Origin of the sequence: Streptomyces lydicus (genome assembly GCF_001729485.1) — a bacterium.
GTDB lineage: Bacteria > Actinomycetota > Actinomycetes > Streptomycetales > Streptomycetaceae > Streptomyces > Streptomyces lydicus_D.
Map to the genome: position 1 here is coordinate 7086134 of NZ_CP017157.1, position 21112 is coordinate 7107245.

The following is a 21112-nucleotide window of genomic DNA, read 5'->3' on the forward strand; positions in this document are numbered from 1 at the left end:
CGGTGCCGGGCGCCGTGGCGCTCGGCCGACCACCGGTCCACCCACTGTGACACAACTCGTTGCTCCTGCGAAGGCGTTGACGGGAAGCGGGCGGTACGGCGGCCGCATCCGGCCGGTCCTGCAGCGACCCGACACCCCGCACCGCACCGCTCCTCAGGTGCCGTGGCCGAGCAGCAGGTGCGGCACCTCAGTCACCCATCAGGGAACCGAAGTTGGTGCCCGAGCCGAGGAAGAAACCGGCGATGAGCAGGATCATCGTGGCCGGAACCATGAACGTGGTGACGACCATGGTGGCCTTGGGGACCGCCCGGGCGGCGCGGCGCCGGGCGTTCTGGGCGTCCGTACGGCGCATGTCGTTGGCGATCTGGATCAGCGTCTCGACGATCGGTGAGCCCAGCTCCTCGCCCTGCTGGAGGGCGGTGACGAACTGCGCCACCTGCTCGGAGTCGTTGCGTTTGCGCAGTTCGTCGAAGGCGGCGCGGCGGCTGACGCCCATGTCCATCTGCCGGAGCGTGATGCGGAGTTCATCGGCCCAGGGGCCCTCGTACTTCTCCGCGACCCGGTCCAGTGCCTGCCGGAAGCTCAGGCCCGCGCTGACGACGACCGCCAGTACGTCCAGAAAGTCCGGAAGGGTGCGTTCGATGGTGTCCTTGCGCTGGCGGATGGCCGCCCAGATGCCGACCTCGTTCCAGAACAGGCCGAAGAGCACCATCAGGACGCCGAGCACCGGCTGGCCGCGCAGGAACATCACCAGCGCGCCGACGAAACCGAGGAGGCCGTAGACCGCGCGGCGGGCGGCGTACCGGTCGACGGTCAGCCCGCCAGGGTTGCCGGCCAGGTCGATGCGGCGGCGGATGCGGGCGGTCCGCTTGTCCCCCATCAGCCGCAGGACCAACGGGGCGTAACGCATCCCGGCACGGTCCACGGCCGAGCCGACGGCCGTCGTACGCGTCGCGCCGACCTCCAGCGACAGCGCCAGATCGGGTGGCAGCCGGGCCTCGCGGCGGTAGAGGGCGATGCCGCAGCAGATGCCGACGACGGAGAGGGCGAAGGCCGCGGCCAGCAGAATTCCGATTCCCATACCCATGCCTAGACGTCGATCTTGGAGAGGCGGCGGATGAAGAAGAAGCCGAGCCCGTACAGCACGAAGGCCGCCACCACCGCGAGCTGACCGAGGAAGGAGGAGGTCATCCGGTCGATGGCGCCCGGCGCGATGCGGTTCATCAGCAGCAGGGTGCCGATGCCGAGCAGCGGGACGACGTAGGCGGTGACCACGACCTGGGAGAGCTGGGTGCGGACCTCGCGGCGGGTCTCCTTGCGCTCCTCCAGGGTCTTGGTGAGGTTGCGCAGCGAGCCGACGACGGTGCCTCCGGCGCGGTTGGAGAGCACCAGGGTGGTGACCAGGACGACCAGTTCGCGGGAGGGGAGGCGCTCGGCCAGCTCGCCGAGCGCGTCGTCGATGGAGTGGCCGACCGCCAGCTTGGCGGAGACCTTGGCCAGCTCCTCACCCGCCGGCGCCTCCAGCTCCTCGGCCGCCATGCCCAGCGCGGTCCGCAGCGCCAGGCCGGCCTGGGTGGCGTTGGCGAGGATCCGGGAGAGCTCGGGCAGCTGGTTGATGAACTTCTCGATCCGCTTCTGCCGCTGCCAGTTGAGGAAGGCGAAGGCCGCCCAGACAGCGACCAGCGCCGCGATCGGGCCGAAGAAGGGGGCGAGGGTGGCCTGGGCGATCAGCCACAGCGCGAGGACCGCCCCGAGCATGGCGACGAAGAACTCGCCGGGGGTGACGTCCAGGCCGGTCGCGGTCAGCCGCAGGGCGAGCCGGCGGCCGAAGCGGGTGGCGCGCAGGGTCCGGTCGACGGAGGGGAAGCGGCGGCGCCGGCCGGTCACCGGCAGCCCGCGCTCGTCGGCGAGCCGGTCCACGACGGCCTGCCGCTGGGCGCGCCCGGCGGCGTAGGTCCGTACGCCGGCGATGGCGAGCACCCCGCACAGCAGCGTGGCCCCGACGGTGAGCAGGGCGAGGTGGTTCATGGCGTGATCAGTCCCCCGGCGGCGGTGGTCAGGGCCCGGCCGGTCATGAGGTGGCCTGCCGGGTGGCGAGCTGGGCGTCGGTGGCCGCCACGCCGAAGGCGGGCGGGACCGGCTCGCTGGCCATGAAGAGGCGTTCGGCGACCCGGCGGGGCAGCGGGAAGTAGCGGAAGCGGCCGTGCACGACGCGGTCGGCGCCCATCGGTTCGGCGTCGTAGCGGCCGACCGTCGCGATCCGGTAGTCCTCGTGGCCGCGCGAGTCGAGGAGGGCGATCTCGCTGATCCGACGGGAGCCGTCGGCGTGCCGGGTGAGCTGGACGATGCAGTCGACGGCGCTGTTGATCTGGTCCCGCAGCGCCTCGAAGGGGATCTTGACGTCCGACATGGAGGCCAGGGTCTGCAGCCGCATCAGGGCGTCCTCGGCGCTGTTGGCGTGCACGGTGGCGAGCGACCCGTCGTGGCCGGTGGACATCGCCTGGAGCATGTCGAGGGTCTCACCGCCGCGCACCTCACCGACGATGATGCGGTCGGGGCGCATGCGCAGGGAGTTGCGTACGAGGTCGCGGATGGTGATCCGGCCCTTGCCCTCCACGTTGGGCGGGCGGGACTCCAGCCGGATGACGTGGGACTGCTGGAGCTGGAGCTCGGCGGCGTCCTCGACGGTGATGATCCGCTCCCCGTCCGGGATCAGGCCGGAGAGCGCGTTGAGGAGCGTGGTCTTGCCGGCGCCGGTGGCTCCGGAGACCACCACGTTGAACTTGGCGCGCACCAGTCCCGCCAGCAGCATCAGCATCTGCTCGTCGAGGGTGCCCATGCCGATGAGCTCGGCGAGGGTGTAGGCGCGGGGGAAGCGGCGGATGGTGAGAGTGGCGCCGTTCAGGGCGAGCGGCGGGATGATGACGTTGACGCGCTCGCCGGACGGCAGCCGGGCGTCGACCATCGGATTGGACTCGTCGACGCGGCGGTTGACGGTGGAGACGATCCGCTCGATGGTCTGCATCAGCTGCTCGTGCGAGGCGAAGCGGACCGGGACCAGCTCGACCCGGCCGGACCGCTCCACGTACACCTGGTCCGGGCCGTTGACCATGATCTCGGTGACCGAGGCGTCCTCCAGCAGCGGCTCCAGGACGCCCAGGCCCAGCGCCTCGTCGACCACCCGCCGGATGAGCTGGGCGCGTTCGGCGGTGGACAGCACCGGACCCTCGCGGCTGATGATGTGGCCCAGCACCCGCTCCAGCCGCGAGCGGCGTTCGGCCGCGGCCAGCGAGGACATCTCGGCGAGGTCGATCTCCTCCAGCAGCTTGGCGCGGTAGCTGGCGACCATATGGCTGTCGTGGCGCGCCTCCCCGGCCGATTCGGGCGCGACGATCCGGGCTTTCAGACTCATCGCGGGGCTGCTCCTTCGTCCGTACGCGGTCCGAGCGCGCGGGGTGTGGCGGTGCGGGGCATGGTGGCGCTGCGGGTGGCGGGGCCGAAGTCGTCGATGCCGGGGACGACGGACGGGATGCGCACCCGGGCGGTGGCCCGGGCCTCGTCGCCGCCCTCGCTCACCGTGATGCCCGCGCCGCGCGCCACCCAGCCGCTCATCGCGGCCAGGCCGGCGCTGCGCGGATCGGTCTCGCGGTCGGCCGGGTCCATCGAGGCGGTGCGGGCCGCGGCCCGGGCTCCGGTGCCGGCCTGCTGGACGGCGTACGCGGCCAGGCCGAGCTGGACCACGGCCAGCGCGACGACCAGCAGGATCGGCAGGAAACCGAGGAATTCGACGGACACCTGGCCGCGGTCGCGGTCGTGGCGGTGCGGCCGCCGGCGGGGCCGGGCGGCGGTGCGTACGGCGCTGCCGACGGTGCTCATCCTCGGGCCTCCTTCGCGGCGCCGGCCGTGCCGGTGACCCGCCAGTGGAAGACGTCGGCGCCGGGGAAAAGCACCGGCACCGAAATCCGGACGGTGGCCTTCCACAGGCCGGCGCCGGGCACGCAGGTGGCCTCGGCATCCGCGCGCCAGGCGGACGGCACCTGTCCCTCGGCGGCGGTTTGGCAGGCGCCCGCCCCGCCGCCCTCCAGGGCGGTGGCGGCCCGCGCGCCCCGGTCCGCGGCGTGCGCGGCGAGCGAGTAGGTGTACCCGACCAGCACGCACTGCCACAGCAGGACGAGGACCAGCAGGATCAGCGGGAGCAGCCCCATGAACTCCACGGAGACCTGCCCCCGGTCGTTGCCGCCCAGCGGGCGCCGCACCGCTCAGCCCTCCTCGTAGGGGCCGGCCGGGTCGAACGGCCCCGGGCCGCCGGCCGCCGCGGCGGAGCCCCGCCGCGCCCCGAACCGGGAGCCGGAACCCGCCCCGGACCCGGAGACCGCCCCCGGGGCCGGACCCGGACCCGTCCCGGAACCGGGAGCCGCCCCCGGCGTTATGGCCTTGCGCTTGCGCCCGGTCAGCGAGGGGCGCGCCCGGTGGCTGCCGCGGCCCTGGCGGGCGGCCGGCGCGTCGACCAGCCCCAGTTCGCCCGCCAGCGCCCACAGCGCCTGCTTGACCGTCGACCGGCCGTCCAGGTCCTGCATCCGGCCGGCGTCGACGCAGGGCTGGAGCTCCTTGAAGGCGGCCGGGACGTGGGTGCGGGCCATCTGGGTGCCGGTGGCCTTGGCGACCAGCGACGGCTGGATCTCGGTGTTGCGGGTCAGCCGGTTGACGACCGTCGTGGTCTCCTCCGCCTTGCGGATCTGGAGCCGGTCCCACAGCCGCACCTGCCGCTTGGCGGCCCGTACGGCCACCACGTCCGGGGTGGTCACCAGCAGCGCCACATCGGCGAGTTCGACGGCCGCGGCGTTCGCGGACTGCATCTGGGACCCGCAGTCGACCAGCACCACTTCGTAGCGGGAGCGCAGCGCGCCGATGATCTGGCGGGCCGCCCGGTCGTCGACCTCCTCGCCGCGCTCGCCCTCCTCCGGCGCCAGCAGCAGCCCGAGGCCGGTGTGGTGGTCGTGCACCGCGTCCTGGAGGACCCGTACGGAGATGTCCGAGATACCGGCCAGGTCGACGACCGAGCGGCGGAACTGCACGTCCAGATAGGAGGCCACGTCACCGGACTGCAGATCGAGGTCCACCAGGGCGACGCTGCGGCCGGCGGCCCGCGCGGCCAGCGCCAGGTGGACGGCGGTGACGGTGGTGCCGACCCCGCCCTTGGCGCCGGTCACGGTCACCAGCGTGCCGCTCGGCCCGGGCACCGCGTCCGGGTTTCCCCCCAGGTGCACCCGTACGCCCGCGGACCACTGGGCGGCGGCCTGCACCCGGGCGGCCAACTCGTCGTAACCGAGCGGGAGTCCGACGATGCCGCGGGCGCCGGCGTCCATCGCCGCGGAGAACAGCGCGGGCCCGGCGTCGGCGGTGATCAGTACGACGCCGACGGCGGGGAAGCGCAGCGCCACCTCGCGGATCAGCTCCAGCGCCGGCGTCGGACCGATCCGCTCGTGGACCAGCACGACCTCGGGCAGCGCCTCGACGGCGGCGGCCGGGGCCGCGGCGCCGGCCCCCTGGACGGCGGCGGCCAGCGCGTCGACCAGTGCGGTCGAGTCGGCGACGGCGGGCGCGGGTTCGGCGTCCGGCAGCTGGCTCAGCAGCGCCGACACCGTGCGGGCGGCGTCCGGGTCGCCGACCGCCGGGAGGATACGGATGGTCACCTGGGTCTCCGGGTCACTTGTCGCCGTCGAGGGTGTACGTGCGCTGGCCGGGCGGGACGCCGGCCGCGCTGCCGGGGGCGAGCAGGGCCAGCCGTACGTGGGAGGCGAAGGACTCGGCGTAGGCGACCCGTTGGGCGTCCTGGGTGTTCAGCGCGAAGGTGATCGGGACCGCCTCGCCGGCCTGCCGGCCCGTGGTGGTGGAGCCGGGGTCCTTGGCCTCCAGCGGCGTCAGCTTGCCGACGTCGATGACCTGGGCCCCGACGACGATGACCTTGGAGACCGGCTTGTCCTCGGGTCGCTTGCCCTCGAAGGTGGCGTAGATGTTCACCCGTGCCCCGGGGTTGATCTTCCCGGCGACACCGGTGGCCGCGTCGATCATGATGGCGATCTCCTGCTGCCCGGCCTTGAGCGCGGGCCGCTCGACGATCATGTCCTCCTGGAGCAGCGACCCCTTCTTCAGGGGCGTCACCGCGATCTTGCCGCTGACCTTGTCCAGATCGGTCACGGCGGTCGGTGGCAGCCAGCGCTGCGGCATCGTCACCTTCTCGAACTGCCCGGGATCCAGCGCTTTATAGGCGGCGACGTCCGTCTTCAGCCGGTAGGCGGTCTTCTCGGGACCGACCTTGGACTCGACGTTCTTGATCACCGACAGCACGCCGACGAACGCAGCGATCGCGCAGAGGACCGACAGGAGCAGCAGGATCACTCCGCGGCGCTGGCGTGAGTTCATGGGGGAGGGACCTCGATCGGGACGGGGGACGGTGGGGCGGGGCCGGTCGCCGGGGACGGTCGGGGCGGCCGGACGGGACGGTCTCAGCGCACGCGGGCCACCGTCCGCGGGCGGCCGGCGACATCGGGTTCAGGGGCGAAGTCGGGGTGGCCGGGCAGGTCCCGGCGGCCGGGGATCCGGGGCCCGTCCGCCGCGTAGGGGTTCCCCGGCACGGGATGACCCGACCCGTACGGGTTCCCGGACACGGGCTGCCCGGGCCCGTACACGTTCACCTGCGCGGAACGGCCGGGCCCGTACGGGTTTCCCGGAGCAGGCGGGTTTCCCGGAGCAGGCGGGTTTCCCGGAGCGGACGGGTTTCCCGGAGCGGACGGGTTTCCCGGAGCGGGCGGGTTTCCCGGAGCGGGCGGCAGCGGGGCGCCGGGGGTGAGGTCCGTGGCACCGGTCATGTCCGTGGCGCCTGTCGCACCCGCCGGACCCGTCACGCCCGTCGCTCCCGTCACGCCCGTCGCTCCCGTCACGCCCATGGCATCCGTCACGCCCATGGCATCCGTAGCGCTCGGGACGCCGGGTACGCCCGACGGGGCCACCGGCGCGAGCCCCCGCTCGGTGGCTCCCGGCTCCAGCGCCTGCGCCGTTCCCCGCTCCGGGCCGTGCTCCGCCGTCCGCCCGGTCCCCGCTATGGCCGCGGGGCCGCGCTCGGAGGAGCCGCCGCCGCGCGGGGCCCGGTCCCGTGCCAGCGGCGCAGCGCAGAACGCGCAGCGGTCGCCCAGGAGTTCCAGCCCGCACCAGCCGCACCGCTCGCGCCGTACGGACGCCACCAGCTGGTGCAGGACCGACAGGTCCGGGATGGCCGCGGCGAACTCGATCAGCTTCTGGGTGCCCCACCAGCGGGCGGACTCGGCCGGCAGCCGGGCCTCGTACGCCGCCTGCACCCGCCACGCCGGGGCGAGCGCCCCGGTCACCCACTCGGCGTTGAGCTGGCCGCGGGCCACGGCGAGGTGGGTGGCGAAGCCGGGCCCCGGCAGGCCGGCCCCGGTGCTGTGCCGGTCCACGTGCAGCAGCTGCGGCTCGGGGTTGGCCAGCACCGCGAAGTGCGCCCCGGGCAGCCAGGACTTCACGTGGGAGCGCAGATCGACCTCGATCCGGTCCAGACCGCTGACGCTGCCCAGCAGGGCGCCCGCGTGGATGTAGTGGGTCAGCAGCCGCGCCGCGCTGGCCAGCACCCCGGGGCTGAGGTCGCACTGCGACAGCTGCCGCAACTGGCGGGCGAGCAGCGCCACCCCCAGCGGCGGCAGCGGCACCGGCAGGATGGCGATCCGGTCGCTCTCGAGGACGGCGCGCAGGGTGTGCAGCCGGCGGATGTGCTCGGGAGGGCAGGCGGAGGAGTAGAGCGCGACGAGATGGCCGTGGTGTTCCAGCACCGCGCTGGTCTCCGTCAGGGCGTCGTCCAGCGGCTGGAGGTGCGGGGCCGGCAGGACCACGGCGGCGGGGGTCTGCCGGTCGACGGAGGCACCGCCCTGCTCGAACGAGGCTGAGAGGTGGGGGGAGGGCAGCGCAAGGTCAGGGCTGGTGACTGCAATCGCGGTCGGCACGTCGCTCCCCCACTTCCTCCGGCCTCCGGGGGCCCCGGGACCGCGGATCGGCACAGCTCTGCGCCATCGGCGCCATACGCTCAGCACTTTATCCACAGAGATACGTCCCGGAGAACACGTTCTGGGCTACTCGTCATCTCCCTCGTCCCGGAGGGAAATTCCGTTTTCTCCCGGGCGCCCCTCAAGGGAACACCCGCTTCCGGCGCACCCCTTGACAGGGCCAATGGTCTGGACCACGTTGTACGGCAAGCGCGGGGCCCCCGAGCGCGTATCCGTACCACCCCCCAACTCCCCCCCACACGGAGGCAGTCGTGGTTCGCGCACGATCAGGAAGAGCCGCACGCAAAGCCGGGCGGAAGACCGGTAGACGGCTGCTCGCCGGGACGGCCGCCGCGGTGCTGACCGCGGCGGGCGTCCTCGCCGCCGGCACCGCCGGCGCGGCCGAGGCACCTCCCGCCCCGCCCGCCGCCCGCGCCGGGGGCGCCGCCGTCCCGAAGCACGCCCTCACCGGCTACTGGCAGAACTTCGACAACGGCGCCACCGTGCAGAAGCTGAAGGACGTCGACGACGCCTACGACATCATCGCGGTCTCCTTCGCCGAGGCGGCCGGTCAACCGGGCGCCGTCACCTTCACCCTCGACCCGGCCGTCGGCTACGGCTCCGTCGACGACTTCACGGCGGACATCAAGGCCAAGCAGGCGGCCGGGAAGTCGGTGATCCTCTCCGTCGGCGGCGAGAAGGGCGCGGTGTCCGTCAACGACGACGCGTCCGCCCGGAACTTCGCCGACTCGGTCGGCAAGCTCATGGACACCTACGGCTTCAACGGGGTCGACATCGACCTGGAGAACGGCCTCGACGCGACGTACATGACCAAGGCCCTCAAGGAGCTGCACGCCGCGCACGGCGACGTCGTGGTGACCATGGCCCCGCAGACCGTCGACATGCAGTCCCCGCAGAACGCGTACTTCAAGACGGCCCTGGGGATCAAGGACTTCCTGACCGTCGTGAACATGCAGTACTACAACAGCGGTGCGATGAACGGCTGCGACGGCAAGGTCTACGCCCAGGGCTCGGTCGACTTCCTGACCTCGCTGGCCTGCGTCCAGCTGACGGGCGGCCTCGATCCGTCCCAGGTCGGCATCGGCGTCCCGGCGTCGTCGGGTGCGGCCGGCAGCGGCCACGTCCCCCCGTCCGTCGTCAACGCGGCGCTGGACTGCCTGACGCGGGGCACCAACTGCGGCTCCTTCAAGCCGCCGAAGACCTACCCGGACCTGCGCGGCGCGATGACCTGGTCCACCAACTGGGACGCCGCGGGCGGCAACGAGATCGCCGGCCAGGTGGGCGCCCACGTCCACGACCTGCCCTGACAAACCCCGGGCCGGCCCCGTAGGGGCCCGCAGCGCCACCCCCCACCAGCCAGGTCCCGCGCACCCCGTGCGCGGGACCTGGCGCCCTGAGGGGGGCGGTTCAGTTACGGGTGGCCGCCGGCTTGGGCAGCGCGCACCCGGCCGCGTTCAGGTCCAGCTTGTTGCCGGCACCGAAGCACTTGGGGATCCCGTACGTCTCCTCCGCGTAGTTGGTGCCCTGGTGCACGGTGACGTTGCCGTTCTCGTCGACCTCGCACGGGTTGTTGACGGTGCACCTCTCGCCGTCCTCGTTGCCCGTGTTGTTGATCGCCGTGACCTTGCCGGTGGCGGTGTCGATCACCGGCGAGCCGGACGTCCCGCCTATGGTCTTGCACTCCGGGGTGTAGCGGACGGAGTCCTTCCAGGTCCAGTCGCCCTCCTTGAGGGTGGGCACGAACCCGTCGATCCTGCAGGTGTAGATCTTCTTCCAGTAGCCGGAGACCACGCTGATCCCGGCGCCCGCGGCCGGGTGCGTGGTGGCCAGCTCCAGCGCCTTGATCCCGTACTTCTGCTCGATCTGGGCGTACGTCGAGCCGGTCTGGTAGAGCGTCACATCGGTGTCGGTCATGGTGGCGTAGGCGACCTTGGTCGCCCTGATGGTGCCCAGCCGGCCGGCCGACTTGTCGAGGAGCGTGAAGCTGCGGCTGGACGGCTGGTTGACGATCACCTCGCCGGGGCCGGGCATACCGCTTTCCAGACAGTGGCCGTTGGACATCACCAGGGCCGGGTCGTTCGGCTGCGAGGTGGGCATCCGCACGACGGAACCGGAGCAGTTGCTCAGCGCGACGGTACCGGCGAAGTCCACCGCCTTGACCTGGTGCCGGGCGGGGTGCCCGGCCGTTTGCTGCGGCGCCGCCTGGGCCGTTCCGACGGTGCCCACCAGGGCTGCGGCTCCCAGGACGACCGTGGCCAGGGTGCCGACGAGAGGTCTGTTCATGTGGGGGTCCTCTCAACTCATGTGCCGAAGGCCCTTGAGGAACCTTCGGTTTTGTCGTGCGCATTGTCAGCGCCTGGCCCCGGCTGGGCAATGAATTTCCTTGAAAAGATGGGAAGTTGCCGGATTCCCGCGCCGCGCGGCCACCGCCACGACGGCCCGCACATGGCCGTGGAACGCCTTGACCCGACCATGCCAATGCCCGAACACTGACGCCGTCGCTTCGCCTCACCACCCCACAGGAGAACGCATGCGACCACGTCTCCGCGGCGGACGGACCACCGCCCTCGCCGCCCTCCTCTCCCTCGCGCTCGCCGCCCCGATAGCCGCCGCCCAGGACCGGGCCGCCCCCGCGGACGGCCCCCGCGCCACGGCACACCCCGAACTCCCGCATCAGTACGAGGTGTCCGGCCCCGCCACCCCCGCGGCCCGTACCGCCCTCGCCGCCACCGGTGCCTCCGTCGACGAGGTGCACGCCCGGGCGGTGGTCCTCACCGCCGACCGCGCCCAGGCCGCCGCCGTCCGCCGACTCGGCTACCGGCTGCGGCAGTTGCCCGACCCGCCGGGCGCCGCGCCGGCCGCGCCGGGCATCCGGGCCGGGGACTTCCCGCGGGGCTACACCGGCTACCACACCTACGCCGAGGCCACGAAGGAGATCGACGGCCTCGTCGCCAAGTACCCGACGCTGCTCAGCAAGCAGGTCATCGGCACCTCGCACGAAGGCCGCGACATCCTCGCCCTGAAGGTCAGCAAGAACGTCGCCAAGGACGAGAACGAGCCCGAGGTCCTGTTCACGGCCCACCAGCACGCCCGCGAACACCTCACCGTCGAGATGGCCCTCTACCTGCTGGGCGAGCTCACCTCGAAGTACGGCACCGACGCCCGGATCACCAAGCTCCTGGACTCCCGCGAGATCTGGATCATCCCGGACCTGAACCCGGACGGCGGCGCCTACGACATCGCCACCGGCTCGTTCCGCAGCTGGCGCAAGAACCGCCAGCCCAACGCCGGCAGCAGCCGGGTCGGCACCGACCTCAACCGCAACTGGGACTTCAAGTGGGGCTGCTGCGACGGCTCCTCCGGCGACCCGGGCGACGAGACCTACCGCGGCCCCTCCCCCGCCTCCGCCCCCGAGGTCCAGGTCGTCTCGAAGTTCGTCCGCAGCCGGATCGTCGGCGGCAAGCAACAGATCAAGACCGCCATCGACTTCCACACCTACAGCGAACTCGTCCTGTGGCCCTTCGGCTTCACCTACGACGAGACCGGCCCCGGCATGACCCAGGACGAGCACGACACCTTCGCCACCCTCGGCAAGAAGATGGCCGCCACCAACGGCTACACCCCCGAGCAGTCCAGCGAGCTCTACATCACCGACGGCGCGATCGACGACTGGCTGTGGGGTGACCAGCGGATCTTCGCGTACACCTTCGAGATGTACCCGTCGTCCTTCGGCTCCGGCGGCTTCTACCCGAAGGACTCGGTGATCCCGAAGGAGACCGCCCGCAACCGCGAGGCGGTGCTGCAACTGGCGGAGATCGCCGACTGCCCCTACCGCGCGATCGGCAAGGAGCAGCAGTACTGCCACGGCAGTTGACTCGCCCGCTGCCGGGACGAAAGGCGGGCCGCGTCCACCACGACGCGGCCCGCCGCGCCCGGGGCAGGTGCCTAGAGCAGGTGATCCGCCTTGCCGGCCTTTATTTCGCGGATGAGCGTGCGGAGCGCCTCGCCGGTGTCGCTGACGTAGGCGTCCTCGGCGCCCGCCACCGCGATATAGGCGTTGCCCTGGTCATCGGTACCTATGCGGAAGCAGTTGTTGCCTTCGCCGCAGTAAGGGTCTTCCCAGTTGATGTCTCGCATGGTGACCTTCCTAGAGTGAGCGCTCGATGTTGCGGATGAAGTCACGGGAAGCCGTGGCCGACAGCGACGCGTTGTCCATCCAGTCAAGGTGGGCGCGGTACTTCGCAAGCTGAGCTTCGGCGTGCGTGAATTCCGGGCCGTGGGCAGAGTCCAGCTGCACGGTGTCGAGCTGCGGAACGATGCCTTCGGCATACAGGAGAGCATGTCCAGCACCGGGGAATGTGCCCGCATCCACCGGGAGGACCCGCACGTCGATACCGTCGCGTTCGGACGTGTGGCACAAATGCCTGAGCTGACGACGCATCGCGTCTGCTCCGCCGAACCTCATGCGAAGCGCCGCCTCGTGGACGTACGCCACGTAGGTGAGCGGCTCAGGCCGCTCGAAGACCTGCTGGCGCTCCATTCGGTGGGCGACCCGCAATTCGACTTCGAGCCGTGTCGGCGGCGGCAAGACGGCGGTAAAGACAGCGCGGGCGTAGTCCTCGGTCTGGCACAGCCCCGGAACATGGACTGTCTGCGTTGTGTTGATGCGCACGGCATGCCATTCGAGCTCCGCGATGTCCAGCATGCCGGCGGCGAGCGTGCCCCGGTACCTCTCCCACCAGCCGCGCTCCCGGTTCGCGGCCATGGCCACCAGGGCTTCGACGTACGACTCGTCCGGGCAGGCGTAGTTGCAGGCCAGAGTGCGCACACGGTCAGGGGAGACGGCCCTGACGCCACCCTCCATATTGGAGATCCGCGTCCGGTCGATGCCCAACAGCCCTGCGGCGTACTCGGTGGTGACCCCGGCAGCGAGACGCATCTTGCGCAGTTCGGCACCAAGCCGCTGCTGGCGCACCGTTGGTGTGGTCCTGGTCGGCATGCGGCCCCTCCTCGCGCAGTGATCGGGGTCAGTCTGCCTCTGCGCTGCCACGCCAGTCCATCACGCCTGGGGGTAATTACCCCTTAACGAGGTGGACACTGTGACCCGCCACTCCTACAGTCAGTAACGCAACGCTTACGCACTACGCAGTCGGAAGCGCATCGCGCGAGCCTGCCCGCGTCCTCCTGCCCTGGGAGGGGCGGGCTCGCGCCAGGGAGACAGGCCACCGGCTGCCGCATCAGCAACCACCCCTAATGCAAGGCGAGTTGTCATGCCCGAAGCCGTGTCCGCCTGTCCGCACCCCCTCGACATCCGCACACCTCGCGTGCCGGAGAACCTGGCTTACAGCCTCACCCTTCCCGCCGCGCTCGCCAGTCCGGCCGTCGCGCGGTCCGCCGCCCGTACGATTCTGGAGGCGCACGGCCTGTACGACGTGACCGCCGCCGCGATCCAGGTGATCGGTGAACTCGCCGCGTCCGCCTGCCTGTTCACGCCGTCCGACAGCGTCTATCTGTCGCTGCGCTATCGCGACGACGCGCTGCGCATCAGCCTCTACGACGGACACCCGCGCCATACCCACCGCCGTCTCGCGGCGGCCTGCGACGGCAGGCGCCGGTCTCTGCTTATGCTGCTCGCCTGCGTGATGCACGCCTGTGACGGTGAGTGGGGGTTCGGGGCGGCGCGGGAGCCCGGCGACGGGACGCGGATGTGGGCCGTCCTGCCGCGTGCAGGGGCGCGGGCATACGGGCGTGCGGCGTGACGCGTAGAGGGCGCCGAATGTGTCGGGCGCCCCCTGCGCGTCGGTGGACGAGATGCCGCGACCGGCGCCTAGACGACCAGGCTCACCAGCGCCGCCACCGCGAAACCGGCGACCGAGAGGACGGATTCCAGGACCGTCCAGGACTTGAGGGTGTCCCGCTCGGTGATGCCGAAGTACTTGGCCACCATCCAGAAGCCGCCGTCGTTGACGTGCGAGGCGAAGATCGAGCCTGCCGAGATGGCCATGATGATCAGCGCGAGGTGGGCCTGGGACATGCCCTGGCCCTCGACGAGGGGGACGACGATGCCGGCGGTGGTGACGATGGCGACCGTCGCCGAGCCCTGGGCCACGCGCAGCACGAGGGAGAGGAGGTAGGCGAGGACGACGACGGGCAGGCCGACGTCGTGGAAGGTGTCGGACAGGGCGGTGGCCACGCCGCTGCCCTTGAGGACGGCGCCGAAGATGCCGCCGGCGCCGACCACGAGCAGGATGTTGCCGACCGGCTTGAGGGAGGCGGTGGAGACCGTCTCCAGGGACCTGCGCGACCAGCCGCGGCGGATGCCCAGCAGGTAGTACGCCATCAGCAGGGCGATCGTCAGGGCGACGAAGGGGTGCCCGAAGAACTCGATGACCGAGCGGCCGGCGGACCGGGGCAGCGCGATGGAGGAGAAGGTCGCCAGCAGGATGAGGAGCAGCGGGGTGCCGATGATGGCGAGGACGGTGCCGAGCGGGACCGGCTGCTCGTGCGCGTCGGGCTTCTCGGCGGCCACCGCGGCCCTGGCCTCGTCGGCGGCCTCGACCATGTCCTGCGGCACCTCGACGAACAGGCGCTTGCCGATCCAGGCCGCGTAGCCCCAGGCGGCGAGCACGGCCGGGATGCCGCAGACGAGGCCCATGAGGATGATCCAGCCCAGGTCGACCTTGAAGAGGCCGGCGGCGGCGACCGGACCGGGGTGCGGCGGCAGGAAGGCATGGGTCATGGACAGGCCCGCGAGCAGCGGCATGCAGTACAGCAGGATCGACTTGCCGGACTTCCTGGCCGCCGCGTAGACGAGCGGCGCGAGGACGAAGATGCCGACGTCGAAGAAGACCGGGATGCCGAAGATCAGGCCGGTCATGCCCATCGCCAGCGGGGCGCGCTTCTCGCCGAAGAGCCGGAGCAGCCGGGCGCTCAGCACCTCGGCGCCGCCGGAGACCTCCAGGATCGCGCCGAGCATGGTGCCCAGGCCGATGATGATGGCGACGTGGCCGAGGATGCCGCCCATGCCGGTCTCGATGAGCGAGACGGCGTCGGACTTCTGGACCGTGCCGAAGAGTTCGGTGACGGACAGGCCGGCGGCCAGGCCGACCGCGATGGAGACACCGAGCAGCGCGACGAACGGCTGCAGCCGGACCTTGATGATCAGTACGAGGAGGAGCGCGATGCCGAGGGCGGCGACCGTCAGCAGGCCCGCCGTGCCCGGTATGAGGGCGAGCAGGCCGCCGGTGTGGGGTGGCGGCGGTGGGGTGGGGACCGGGGCGGCAAGCAGCATGAGCGGACTCCGTTGTCTGGCAGCTGGATGTTTCCGGGTAGGGGGGACCGCGGCACGGCGACCCGCCGGTGCGGGGCGCCGTGCCGTACGGCTGGTGGTGCGGACGTCCTAACGGCACAGGCGGTGGCTCAGCTCAGGACCGCGAGGGCGTCGATCTCGATGAGCAGGCCCTTGGGCAGCCCGACGTAGACGGTCGTGCGGGCGGCCGGGGCCTCCTTGAGGCCCTGCTCCTCGAAGTAGGCGTTGTAGATCTCGTTCATCTCGGCGAAGTGGTCCACGTCCGTGAGGTAGACGCGGATCATCATCGCGTCGTCCCAGGTGGCGCCGCCCTCTTCGAGGATGGCCTGGACGTTGGCCAGGGTCTGCAGGGTCTGCTCGCGCAGGGTGGGGCCGGCCGGGGTGGGGGCCTGGCCCTCGACGGCGGGCAGGAAGCCGACCTGGCCGGCGACCTGGAGGACGTTGCCCTTCTTCACCCCGTGGGAGAACTTCGCCGGCGGAGTGGTGTGGGTCGTGGGGGTGAGCGCGATCTTGTCCGTCATGCGGTGTCCTTTGGTGGGGTCTTGCCGGAGTACTCCCGGCTGATGGCGTCGGCCGTGCGGCGCACCAGCGGGAGCAGTTTGAGGAGTTCATCGGCGCTGACGACGACGCTGGGCGCGGAGACCGACATGGCGGCGACCGCCCGGCCGTCCGCCCCGCGGATGGGTGCCGCGACGCAGTTGATGGACTCCTCGTGACCACCGAGGTCGGTGGCCCAGCCCTGTTCGCGCACGGTGGCCAGCTCGGCGAGGAAGGCCGCGGCGTGCGGGGTCGAACGGGCCGTGTAGGGGGGGTAGTCGAGCTTCTCCGCGAGGGCGCGGCGTTCGGGCTCGGGCAGGTCGGCGAGGAGCAGCTTGGCGACCGCGGCGACGGTGATCGCGACGGGCTTGCCGATCCGGGAGTACATCCGGACCGGGTAGCGGCTCTCGACCTTGTCGATGTAGAGGACCTCGTTCTCCTCGTGGACGGCGAGGTGGACGGTGTGGCCGCACTTCTCGTTGAGTTCGACGAGGTGGGGGTGGGCGATGTCGCGTACGTCGAGGTTCTCGACGGCCTCCTGGGCGAGCGCGAAGAGCCGGGCGCCCAGGCGGTAGCGCTGGTCGGGCTGGCGGTAGACCAGTCCGTGTTCGTGCAGGGTGCGCAACAGCCGCAGCGCGGTGGACTTGTGGACGCCCAGGCGGTCGGCGACCTGTCCCAGGTCGGCGGGCCCCTCGGCGAGCAGCGGCAGGATGCTCAGCGCCCGGTCGACGGTCTGGCTCATGCCGGCACCTCGTTCCGCCCGGCCCGGTCCGTGCCGGGCGCGGCCCTCCCGGCGGTGCCCTCGCTTCGCTCGTTCACGGCGTACGTACCTCCTCGACGGCCCGTTCGCCGACTCTGCTGTCGTTCGTCCAGCCGGGGCCGAGGTGCAGTGTCCCCCAGGCGGTGTCGCCGAGGGCGGCCAGGCGGTCGGCGTGGCCGCGCGCGGGGGGTTCCGCGAGGTCGCCGGGGACGGTGAGGACGGCGGCGGCCCACAGGTGGCCGTACCGGAGGCGGGCGGGCACGGGCAGGTCGCGGAGCGCGGCGGAGAGGTAGCCGGCCGCGAAGGCGTCGCCGGCGCCGACCGCGGCGACCACGTCGACGCGCGGGGCGGGTTCGGCGTGCCGGCCGCCGTGGCGGTCGTAGGCGACGGCGCCGGCGGCCCCGCGCTTGACGACGAGGGTGGCGGGCTCGGGCAGTGCGGCGCGCACGGCGTCCGGTCCGCCGGTCAGGCCCCAGGCGTCCGCCGCCTCGTCCTCGCCGACGAAGACCAGGTCGGCGCCGCGGGCCAGGTCGAGCAGGACGCGGGCGTCGGCGGGGTCGCGCCACAGGCCGGGCCGGTGGTTGACGTCGAAGGAGACGAGCGGGCGGCCGGGCCGGCGGGAGGTCAGGGCGCGCATCAGGCCGAGGCAGTCGGCGGAGAGCGCGGCGGTGATCCCCGAGAGGTGCAGCACCCGCCCGGAGCCGGCGGCGGCCCGGTCCACGGTGGCGGCGGACATCGCGGAGGCGGCGGAGCCGGCCCGGTAGTAGGCGACCTCGTGGGCGTCGGTGGCGCGGTCGCCGGCCGTGCGGAAGTAGATGCCGGTGGGGCGGCGCGGGTCGCGCCGGACGTGGGAGACGTCGACGCCGCAGTCGGCGATGGCGGCGAGCAGGTGGTCGCCGAAGCCGTCGGCCCCGACCCGGGAGATCCAGCGGGCGGTGTGGCCGGTGCGGGCGAGGGTACAGGCGACGTTGGATTCGGCGCCGCCGATGGCGCGGTCGAAGGAGGGCACGTCGGCGAGCCGCCCGGGGCGCCGGGGCAGAAAGGTGACCATGGACTCGCCGAGGCAGACGACGTCCACGTCCGGGGCGGGGACACCGCCCGGGCCGGGGGTGCCGCTGGCAGTCGGGGACGGGGTCACGATCGGGTGCGCTCCTTCGCTGTGGGGCTCGCCGGGACGGCGTTCCGCGGGGTCCGGTGCGAGGGTGCCGGCGCGGGGCCGGGGCGTGTCCGGGCGGTGGGCGGAGCGGCTTCCGGGTGGTGGCCGGAGGGGTTTCCCGGCCCGCTCCCGCCGCGTTTTCCCTCCATTGACCGGGCGGTGGCTCGGATGTTAGACAGCTGCAAGCGATATGCGCAATGAGTGTTGCAGAGGATGCAACAGGAACTTTGAGGAGGCCCCATGGCCGGCGAGCGGCTTGCGCAGGGACTCGCGGAACTCGCGGACGAACGGGTCGATCACCGGTTCAAGGGGCTCCCCCCGGACGCCGAGGGGCTGACCGTCGGCGCGCTGGCCGCCGAGCGCCGCAACCTCTTCGACGGCGGTTTCACCACCCCCGTCCTGGCCCTCTCCGCCGAGTCGGTCGAGCACAACCTGGCCGTGATGGAGACCTACTCCACCCGGCACGGCCTCGCCTTCGCCCCGCACGGCAAGACCTGCATGGCCCCGCAGCTCTTCGCCCGGCAGCTGGCGCACGGCGCCTGGGGCATCACCGCGGCCGTCCCCCACCAGGTCCGGGTCTACCGCCGCTACGGCATCCAGCGCATCTTCCTCGCCAACGAGCTGGTCGACGCGGCCGCGCTGCGCTGGATCGCCGGCGAACTGGCCGACGACCCCGACTTCCGGTTCGTCGCCTACGTCGACTCGCTGCGCGGCATCGAGCTGATGGACCGGGCGCTGCGGGAGGCCGGCGCGGTCCGCCCGGCGGACGTGGTGGTCGAGCTGGGCGCCGGCGAGGGCGCGCGGACCGGCGTCCGCACCGAGGCCGAGTGCCGGGAACTCGCCGACGCCATCGCCGGGGTGGACACCCTGCGCCTGGTGGGCGTCGCCGGCTACGAGGGCGAGGTGCCGGACGCCGACCCCGCCCGGGTGACCGCCTGGGTGCGCCGGCTGGTCGCGCTGGCCGTGGAGCTGGACAAGGCGGGCCGGTTCGCCGACCTCGACCAGATCATCGTCAGCGCCGGCGGCAGCGCCTGGTTCGACGCGGTGGCCGACGTCTTCGCCGAGATCCCCGAGCTGTCCGCCCCGGTGCTCAAGCTGCTGCGCTCGGGCGCGTACGTCTCGCACGACAGCGGGCACTACCGCCGCCTGACCCCCTTCAACCGCGTCCCGGAGGAGGGCGCGCTGCAGCCGGCGTTCCGGCTGTGGGCGCAGGTGGTATCCCGGCCCACGCCCGGGCAGGCGTTCCTCAACGCGGGCAAGCGCGACGCCGCCCACGACCTGGAGCTGCCGCAGGCGCAGGTCGTACGGTCCGGCCGGGACGGCTCCGAGCGGCCGGCGGACGGCGTCACCGTCACCGGCCTGTCGGACCAGCACGCCTGGGTCTCGACCGAGCGCGGCGGCGACCTGGAGGTCGGCGACTGGGTGGGCCTCGGCCTGTCGCACCCCTGCACGTCCTTCGACAAGTGGCAGCTCATCCCGCTCGTGGAACAGGACGGCACGGTCACGGACTTCGTCCGCACCTTCTTCTAGTCCGCGCACTCCGCCGCGGGTCCTCCCCCGCCCCCCGGGGGAGGACCCGCGGCCCCTGCCCCGCCGCCCCGGCCCCGGCTCCGGCCCCGAGAAAGGCACCACCATGGACACCGTCTTCCGCGACGTCCACGTCATCGACGGGTCCGGCGGTCCGTCCTACCGTGCCGATGTCGCCCTGGCCGGCGGCCGGATCGCCGCGATCCGGCGGGAGGGCGACGCCGGGCCGCGGCAGGACGCCGCGCGGGTGGTGGCCGCCGACGGGCTCGCCCTCGCCCCCGGCTTCATCGACATGCACGCGCACAGCGACCTCGCGCTGCTCCGCGACCCGGCGCACGAGGCCAAGGCCGCGCAGGGCGTCACCCTCGAAGTCATCGGCCAGGACGGCCTGTCGTACGCACCGGTCGACGACCGCACCCTGGCCGAGGTCCGCGCCCAGATCACCGGCTGGAACGGCGGCGGCCCCGGGGACACCTCCGTCGACTTCGACTGGCGCACCGTCGGTGAGTACCTCGACCGCCTCGACCACGGCTTCGACGGCCGGGGCATCGCCGTCAACGCCGCCTACCTCATCCCCCAGGGGACCGTCCGGATGCTCGCCCTCGGCTGGGAGGACCGCGACGCCACCCCCGACGAGCTGACCCGGATGCGGCAGCTGGTCGCCGAGGGCCTGGAGCAGGGCGCCGTCGGCCTCTCCTCCGGCCTGACCTACACCCCCGGCATGTACGCGTCCGACGCCGAACTCACCGAACTGTGCCGGGTGGTGGCCCGCTACAACGGCTACTACTGCCCGCACCACCGCTCCTACGGGGCGGGCGCCCTCCAGGCGTACGAGGAGATGCTCGCCCTCACCCGCGAGGCCGGCTGCGCGCTCCACCTCGCCCACGCCACCATGAACTTCGGCGTCAACGAGGGCCGCGCGCCCGACCTGCTGGCCCTCCTGGACGAGGCCCTCGACGCCGGCGCGGACCTCACCCTCGACACCTATCCCTACACCCCGGGCTGCACGACGCTGGTCGCGATGCTGCCGAGCTGGGCGAGCGAGGGCGGCCCCGAGGCGATCCTGGCCCGCCTGAAGGACGACGCGACGGCCGCGCGCATCCGTCACGCCATGGAGGTCGACGGCGCGGACGGCTGCCACGGCGTGCCCATCGACTGGGACGCCATCGAGATCTCCGGCGTCGCGGACCCGGCGCTGGCCGGCCACGTCGGGCGGACCGTGGCCCGTACCGCCGCCGCCCGCGGCGAGGAGCCCTGGGTGACCGCCCGCCGGCTGCTCCTCGACGACCGCCTCGGCTCGACGATCCTCCAGCACGTCGGCCACGAGGACAACGTCCGCGCGATCATGCGCCACCGCGTCCACACCGGCGGCAGCGACGGCATCCTCCAGGGCGACAAGCCGCACCCCCGCGCCTACGGCACCTTCCCGCACTACCTCGGCCACTACGTGCGCGAACTGGGCGTGCTCTCCCTGGAGGAGTGCGTCGCCCACCTGACGGCCCGGCCGGCCGCCCGTCTGCGCCTGCCCGACCGGGGCCTGGTCCGTGAGGGCTACCGCGCCGACCTGGTCCTCTTCGACCCCGGCACGGTCGCGGCCGGCGCCACGTACGACGCCCCGCGCACCGTGCCGACGGGCCTGCCGCACGTCCTGATCGACGGCCGCTTCGTCATCGAGGACGGCCGGCGGACGGATGTCCTGGCGGGGCGGTCGGTGCGGCGGACACCGGCGCGGCGGGGCTGAGCGGCCT

General features: G+C 72.6%; 20 protein-coding genes. 5 read left to right on the plus strand and 15 right to left on the minus strand.

Features of this window, described 5'->3' with window-relative positions:
* Window positions 1–187 precede the first annotated feature (187 nt).
* The 8 genes from SL103_RS30700 to SL103_RS30735 all read right to left on the minus strand — a co-directional run bounded on the left by SL103_RS30700 (window position 188) and on the right by SL103_RS30735 (window position 8015).
* Complete coding sequence (locus tag SL103_RS30700) at window positions 188–1081, minus strand: DUF5936 domain-containing protein (RefSeq protein WP_033266258.1); 894 nt, start codon at window positions 1079–1081, stop codon at window positions 188–190.
* Between the two features lie 8 nt (window positions 1082–1089).
* A complete protein-coding gene (locus tag SL103_RS30705; RefSeq protein WP_069572220.1) occupies window positions 1090–2028 on the minus strand; it encodes a type II secretion system F family protein in 939 nt (312 codons plus the stop codon).
* Window positions 2029–2071: 43 nt separating this feature from the next.
* A complete protein-coding gene (locus SL103_RS30710) occupies window positions 2072–3412 on the minus strand; it encodes a CpaF family protein (RefSeq protein ID WP_069572221.1) in 1341 nt (446 codons plus the stop codon).
* A complete protein-coding gene (locus SL103_RS30715; protein ID WP_069572222.1) occupies window positions 3409–3876 on the minus strand; it encodes a TadE family protein in 468 nt (155 codons plus the stop codon). The genes SL103_RS30710 and SL103_RS30715 overlap by 4 nt, the downstream gene beginning before the upstream one ends.
* Entirely contained in the window at window positions 3873–4256 is a 384-nt protein-coding gene (locus SL103_RS39005; protein WP_069572223.1) for a TadE/TadG family type IV pilus assembly protein, read from the minus strand. The genes SL103_RS30715 and SL103_RS39005 overlap by 4 nt, the downstream gene beginning before the upstream one ends.
* 3 nt (window positions 4257–4259) lie before the next feature.
* Complete coding sequence (locus SL103_RS30725; protein ID WP_069572224.1) at window positions 4260–5693, minus strand: AAA family ATPase; 1434 nt, start codon at window positions 5691–5693, stop codon at window positions 4260–4262.
* A gap of 13 nt (window positions 5694–5706) precedes the next feature.
* Entirely contained in the window at window positions 5707–6423 is a 717-nt protein-coding gene (cpaB, locus tag SL103_RS30730; RefSeq protein ID WP_208870000.1) for a Flp pilus assembly protein CpaB, read from the minus strand.
* Between the two features lie 83 nt (window positions 6424–6506).
* A complete protein-coding gene (locus SL103_RS30735; protein WP_069572226.1) occupies window positions 6507–8015 on the minus strand; it encodes a hypothetical protein in 1509 nt (502 codons plus the stop codon).
* A gap of 311 nt (window positions 8016–8326) precedes the next feature.
* Here SL103_RS30735 and SL103_RS30740 point away from each other — a divergent pair, with 311 nt between their 5' ends.
* Window positions 8327–9382 (plus strand): chitinase, encoded by a 1056-nt coding sequence (locus SL103_RS30740; RefSeq protein ID WP_069572227.1) that lies wholly within the window; start codon window positions 8327–8329, stop codon window positions 9380–9382.
* Window positions 9383–9482: 100 nt separating this feature from the next.
* On the opposite strand, the gene SL103_RS30745 is transcribed toward SL103_RS30740, so the two are convergent.
* Entirely contained in the window at window positions 9483–10358 is an 876-nt protein-coding gene (locus SL103_RS30745) for a trypsin-like peptidase domain-containing protein (protein ID WP_069572228.1), read from the minus strand.
* Between the two features lie 247 nt (window positions 10359–10605).
* Here SL103_RS30745 and SL103_RS30750 point away from each other — a divergent pair, with 247 nt between their 5' ends.
* Complete coding sequence (locus SL103_RS30750; RefSeq protein WP_079146063.1) at window positions 10606–11949, plus strand: M14 family metallopeptidase; 1344 nt, start codon at window positions 10606–10608, stop codon at window positions 11947–11949.
* 71 nt (window positions 11950–12020) lie between these two features.
* Here SL103_RS30750 and SL103_RS30755 read toward each other — a convergent pair whose 3' ends face one another.
* Both SL103_RS30755 and SL103_RS30760 read right to left on the minus strand, forming a co-directional pair.
* Window positions 12021–12212 carry a hypothetical protein gene (locus SL103_RS30755; RefSeq protein ID WP_069572230.1) on the minus strand — a complete coding sequence of 64 codons (192 nt, stop codon included), beginning with the start codon at window positions 12210–12212 and terminating at the stop codon, window positions 12021–12023.
* A 10-nt stretch (window positions 12213–12222) separates the two neighbouring features.
* Window positions 12223–13074: a helix-turn-helix domain-containing protein gene (locus SL103_RS30760; RefSeq protein WP_069572231.1), complete on the minus strand. Its 852-nt coding sequence runs from the start codon at window positions 13072–13074 to the stop codon at window positions 12223–12225.
* A gap of 271 nt (window positions 13075–13345) precedes the next feature.
* Between SL103_RS30760 and SL103_RS30765 the strand changes: the two genes are divergently transcribed.
* Window positions 13346–13834 (plus strand): hypothetical protein, encoded by a 489-nt coding sequence (locus SL103_RS30765; RefSeq protein WP_069572232.1) that lies wholly within the window; start codon window positions 13346–13348, stop codon window positions 13832–13834.
* A gap of 68 nt (window positions 13835–13902) precedes the next feature.
* Here SL103_RS30765 and SL103_RS30770 read toward each other — a convergent pair whose 3' ends face one another.
* The 4 genes from SL103_RS30770 to SL103_RS30785 form a co-directional block, all read right to left on the minus strand.
* Window positions 13903–15366 carry a GntP family permease gene (locus tag SL103_RS30770; RefSeq protein WP_069572233.1) on the minus strand — a complete coding sequence of 488 codons (1464 nt, stop codon included), beginning with the start codon at window positions 15364–15366 and terminating at the stop codon, window positions 13903–13905.
* Between the two features lie 128 nt (window positions 15367–15494).
* The gene (locus tag SL103_RS30775) at window positions 15495–15905 is read right to left on the minus strand and encodes a RidA family protein (RefSeq protein WP_069572234.1); all 411 of its coding nucleotides are present in this window, start codon (window positions 15903–15905) and stop codon (window positions 15495–15497) included.
* Window positions 15902–16663 carry an IclR family transcriptional regulator gene (locus tag SL103_RS30780; protein ID WP_069572235.1) on the minus strand — a complete coding sequence of 254 codons (762 nt, stop codon included), beginning with the start codon at window positions 16661–16663 and terminating at the stop codon, window positions 15902–15904. The genes SL103_RS30775 and SL103_RS30780 overlap by 4 nt, the downstream gene beginning before the upstream one ends.
* 73 nt (window positions 16664–16736) lie before the next feature.
* Window positions 16737–17732 carry a sugar kinase gene (locus tag SL103_RS30785; RefSeq protein WP_244304228.1) on the minus strand — a complete coding sequence of 332 codons (996 nt, stop codon included), beginning with the start codon at window positions 17730–17732 and terminating at the stop codon, window positions 16737–16739.
* Window positions 17733–18077: 345 nt separating this feature from the next.
* On the opposite strand from SL103_RS30785, the gene SL103_RS30790 reads away from it, so the two are divergent.
* Together SL103_RS30790 and SL103_RS30795 are read left to right on the plus strand one after the other, a co-directional pair.
* A complete protein-coding gene (locus SL103_RS30790; RefSeq protein ID WP_069572237.1) occupies window positions 18078–19367 on the plus strand; it encodes an amino acid deaminase in 1290 nt (429 codons plus the stop codon).
* Window positions 19368–19470: 103 nt separating this feature from the next.
* Window positions 19471–21105: an N-acyl-D-amino-acid deacylase family protein gene (locus SL103_RS30795; protein ID WP_069572238.1), complete on the plus strand. Its 1635-nt coding sequence runs from the start codon at window positions 19471–19473 to the stop codon at window positions 21103–21105.
* Window positions 21106–21112: the final 7 nt, after the last annotated feature.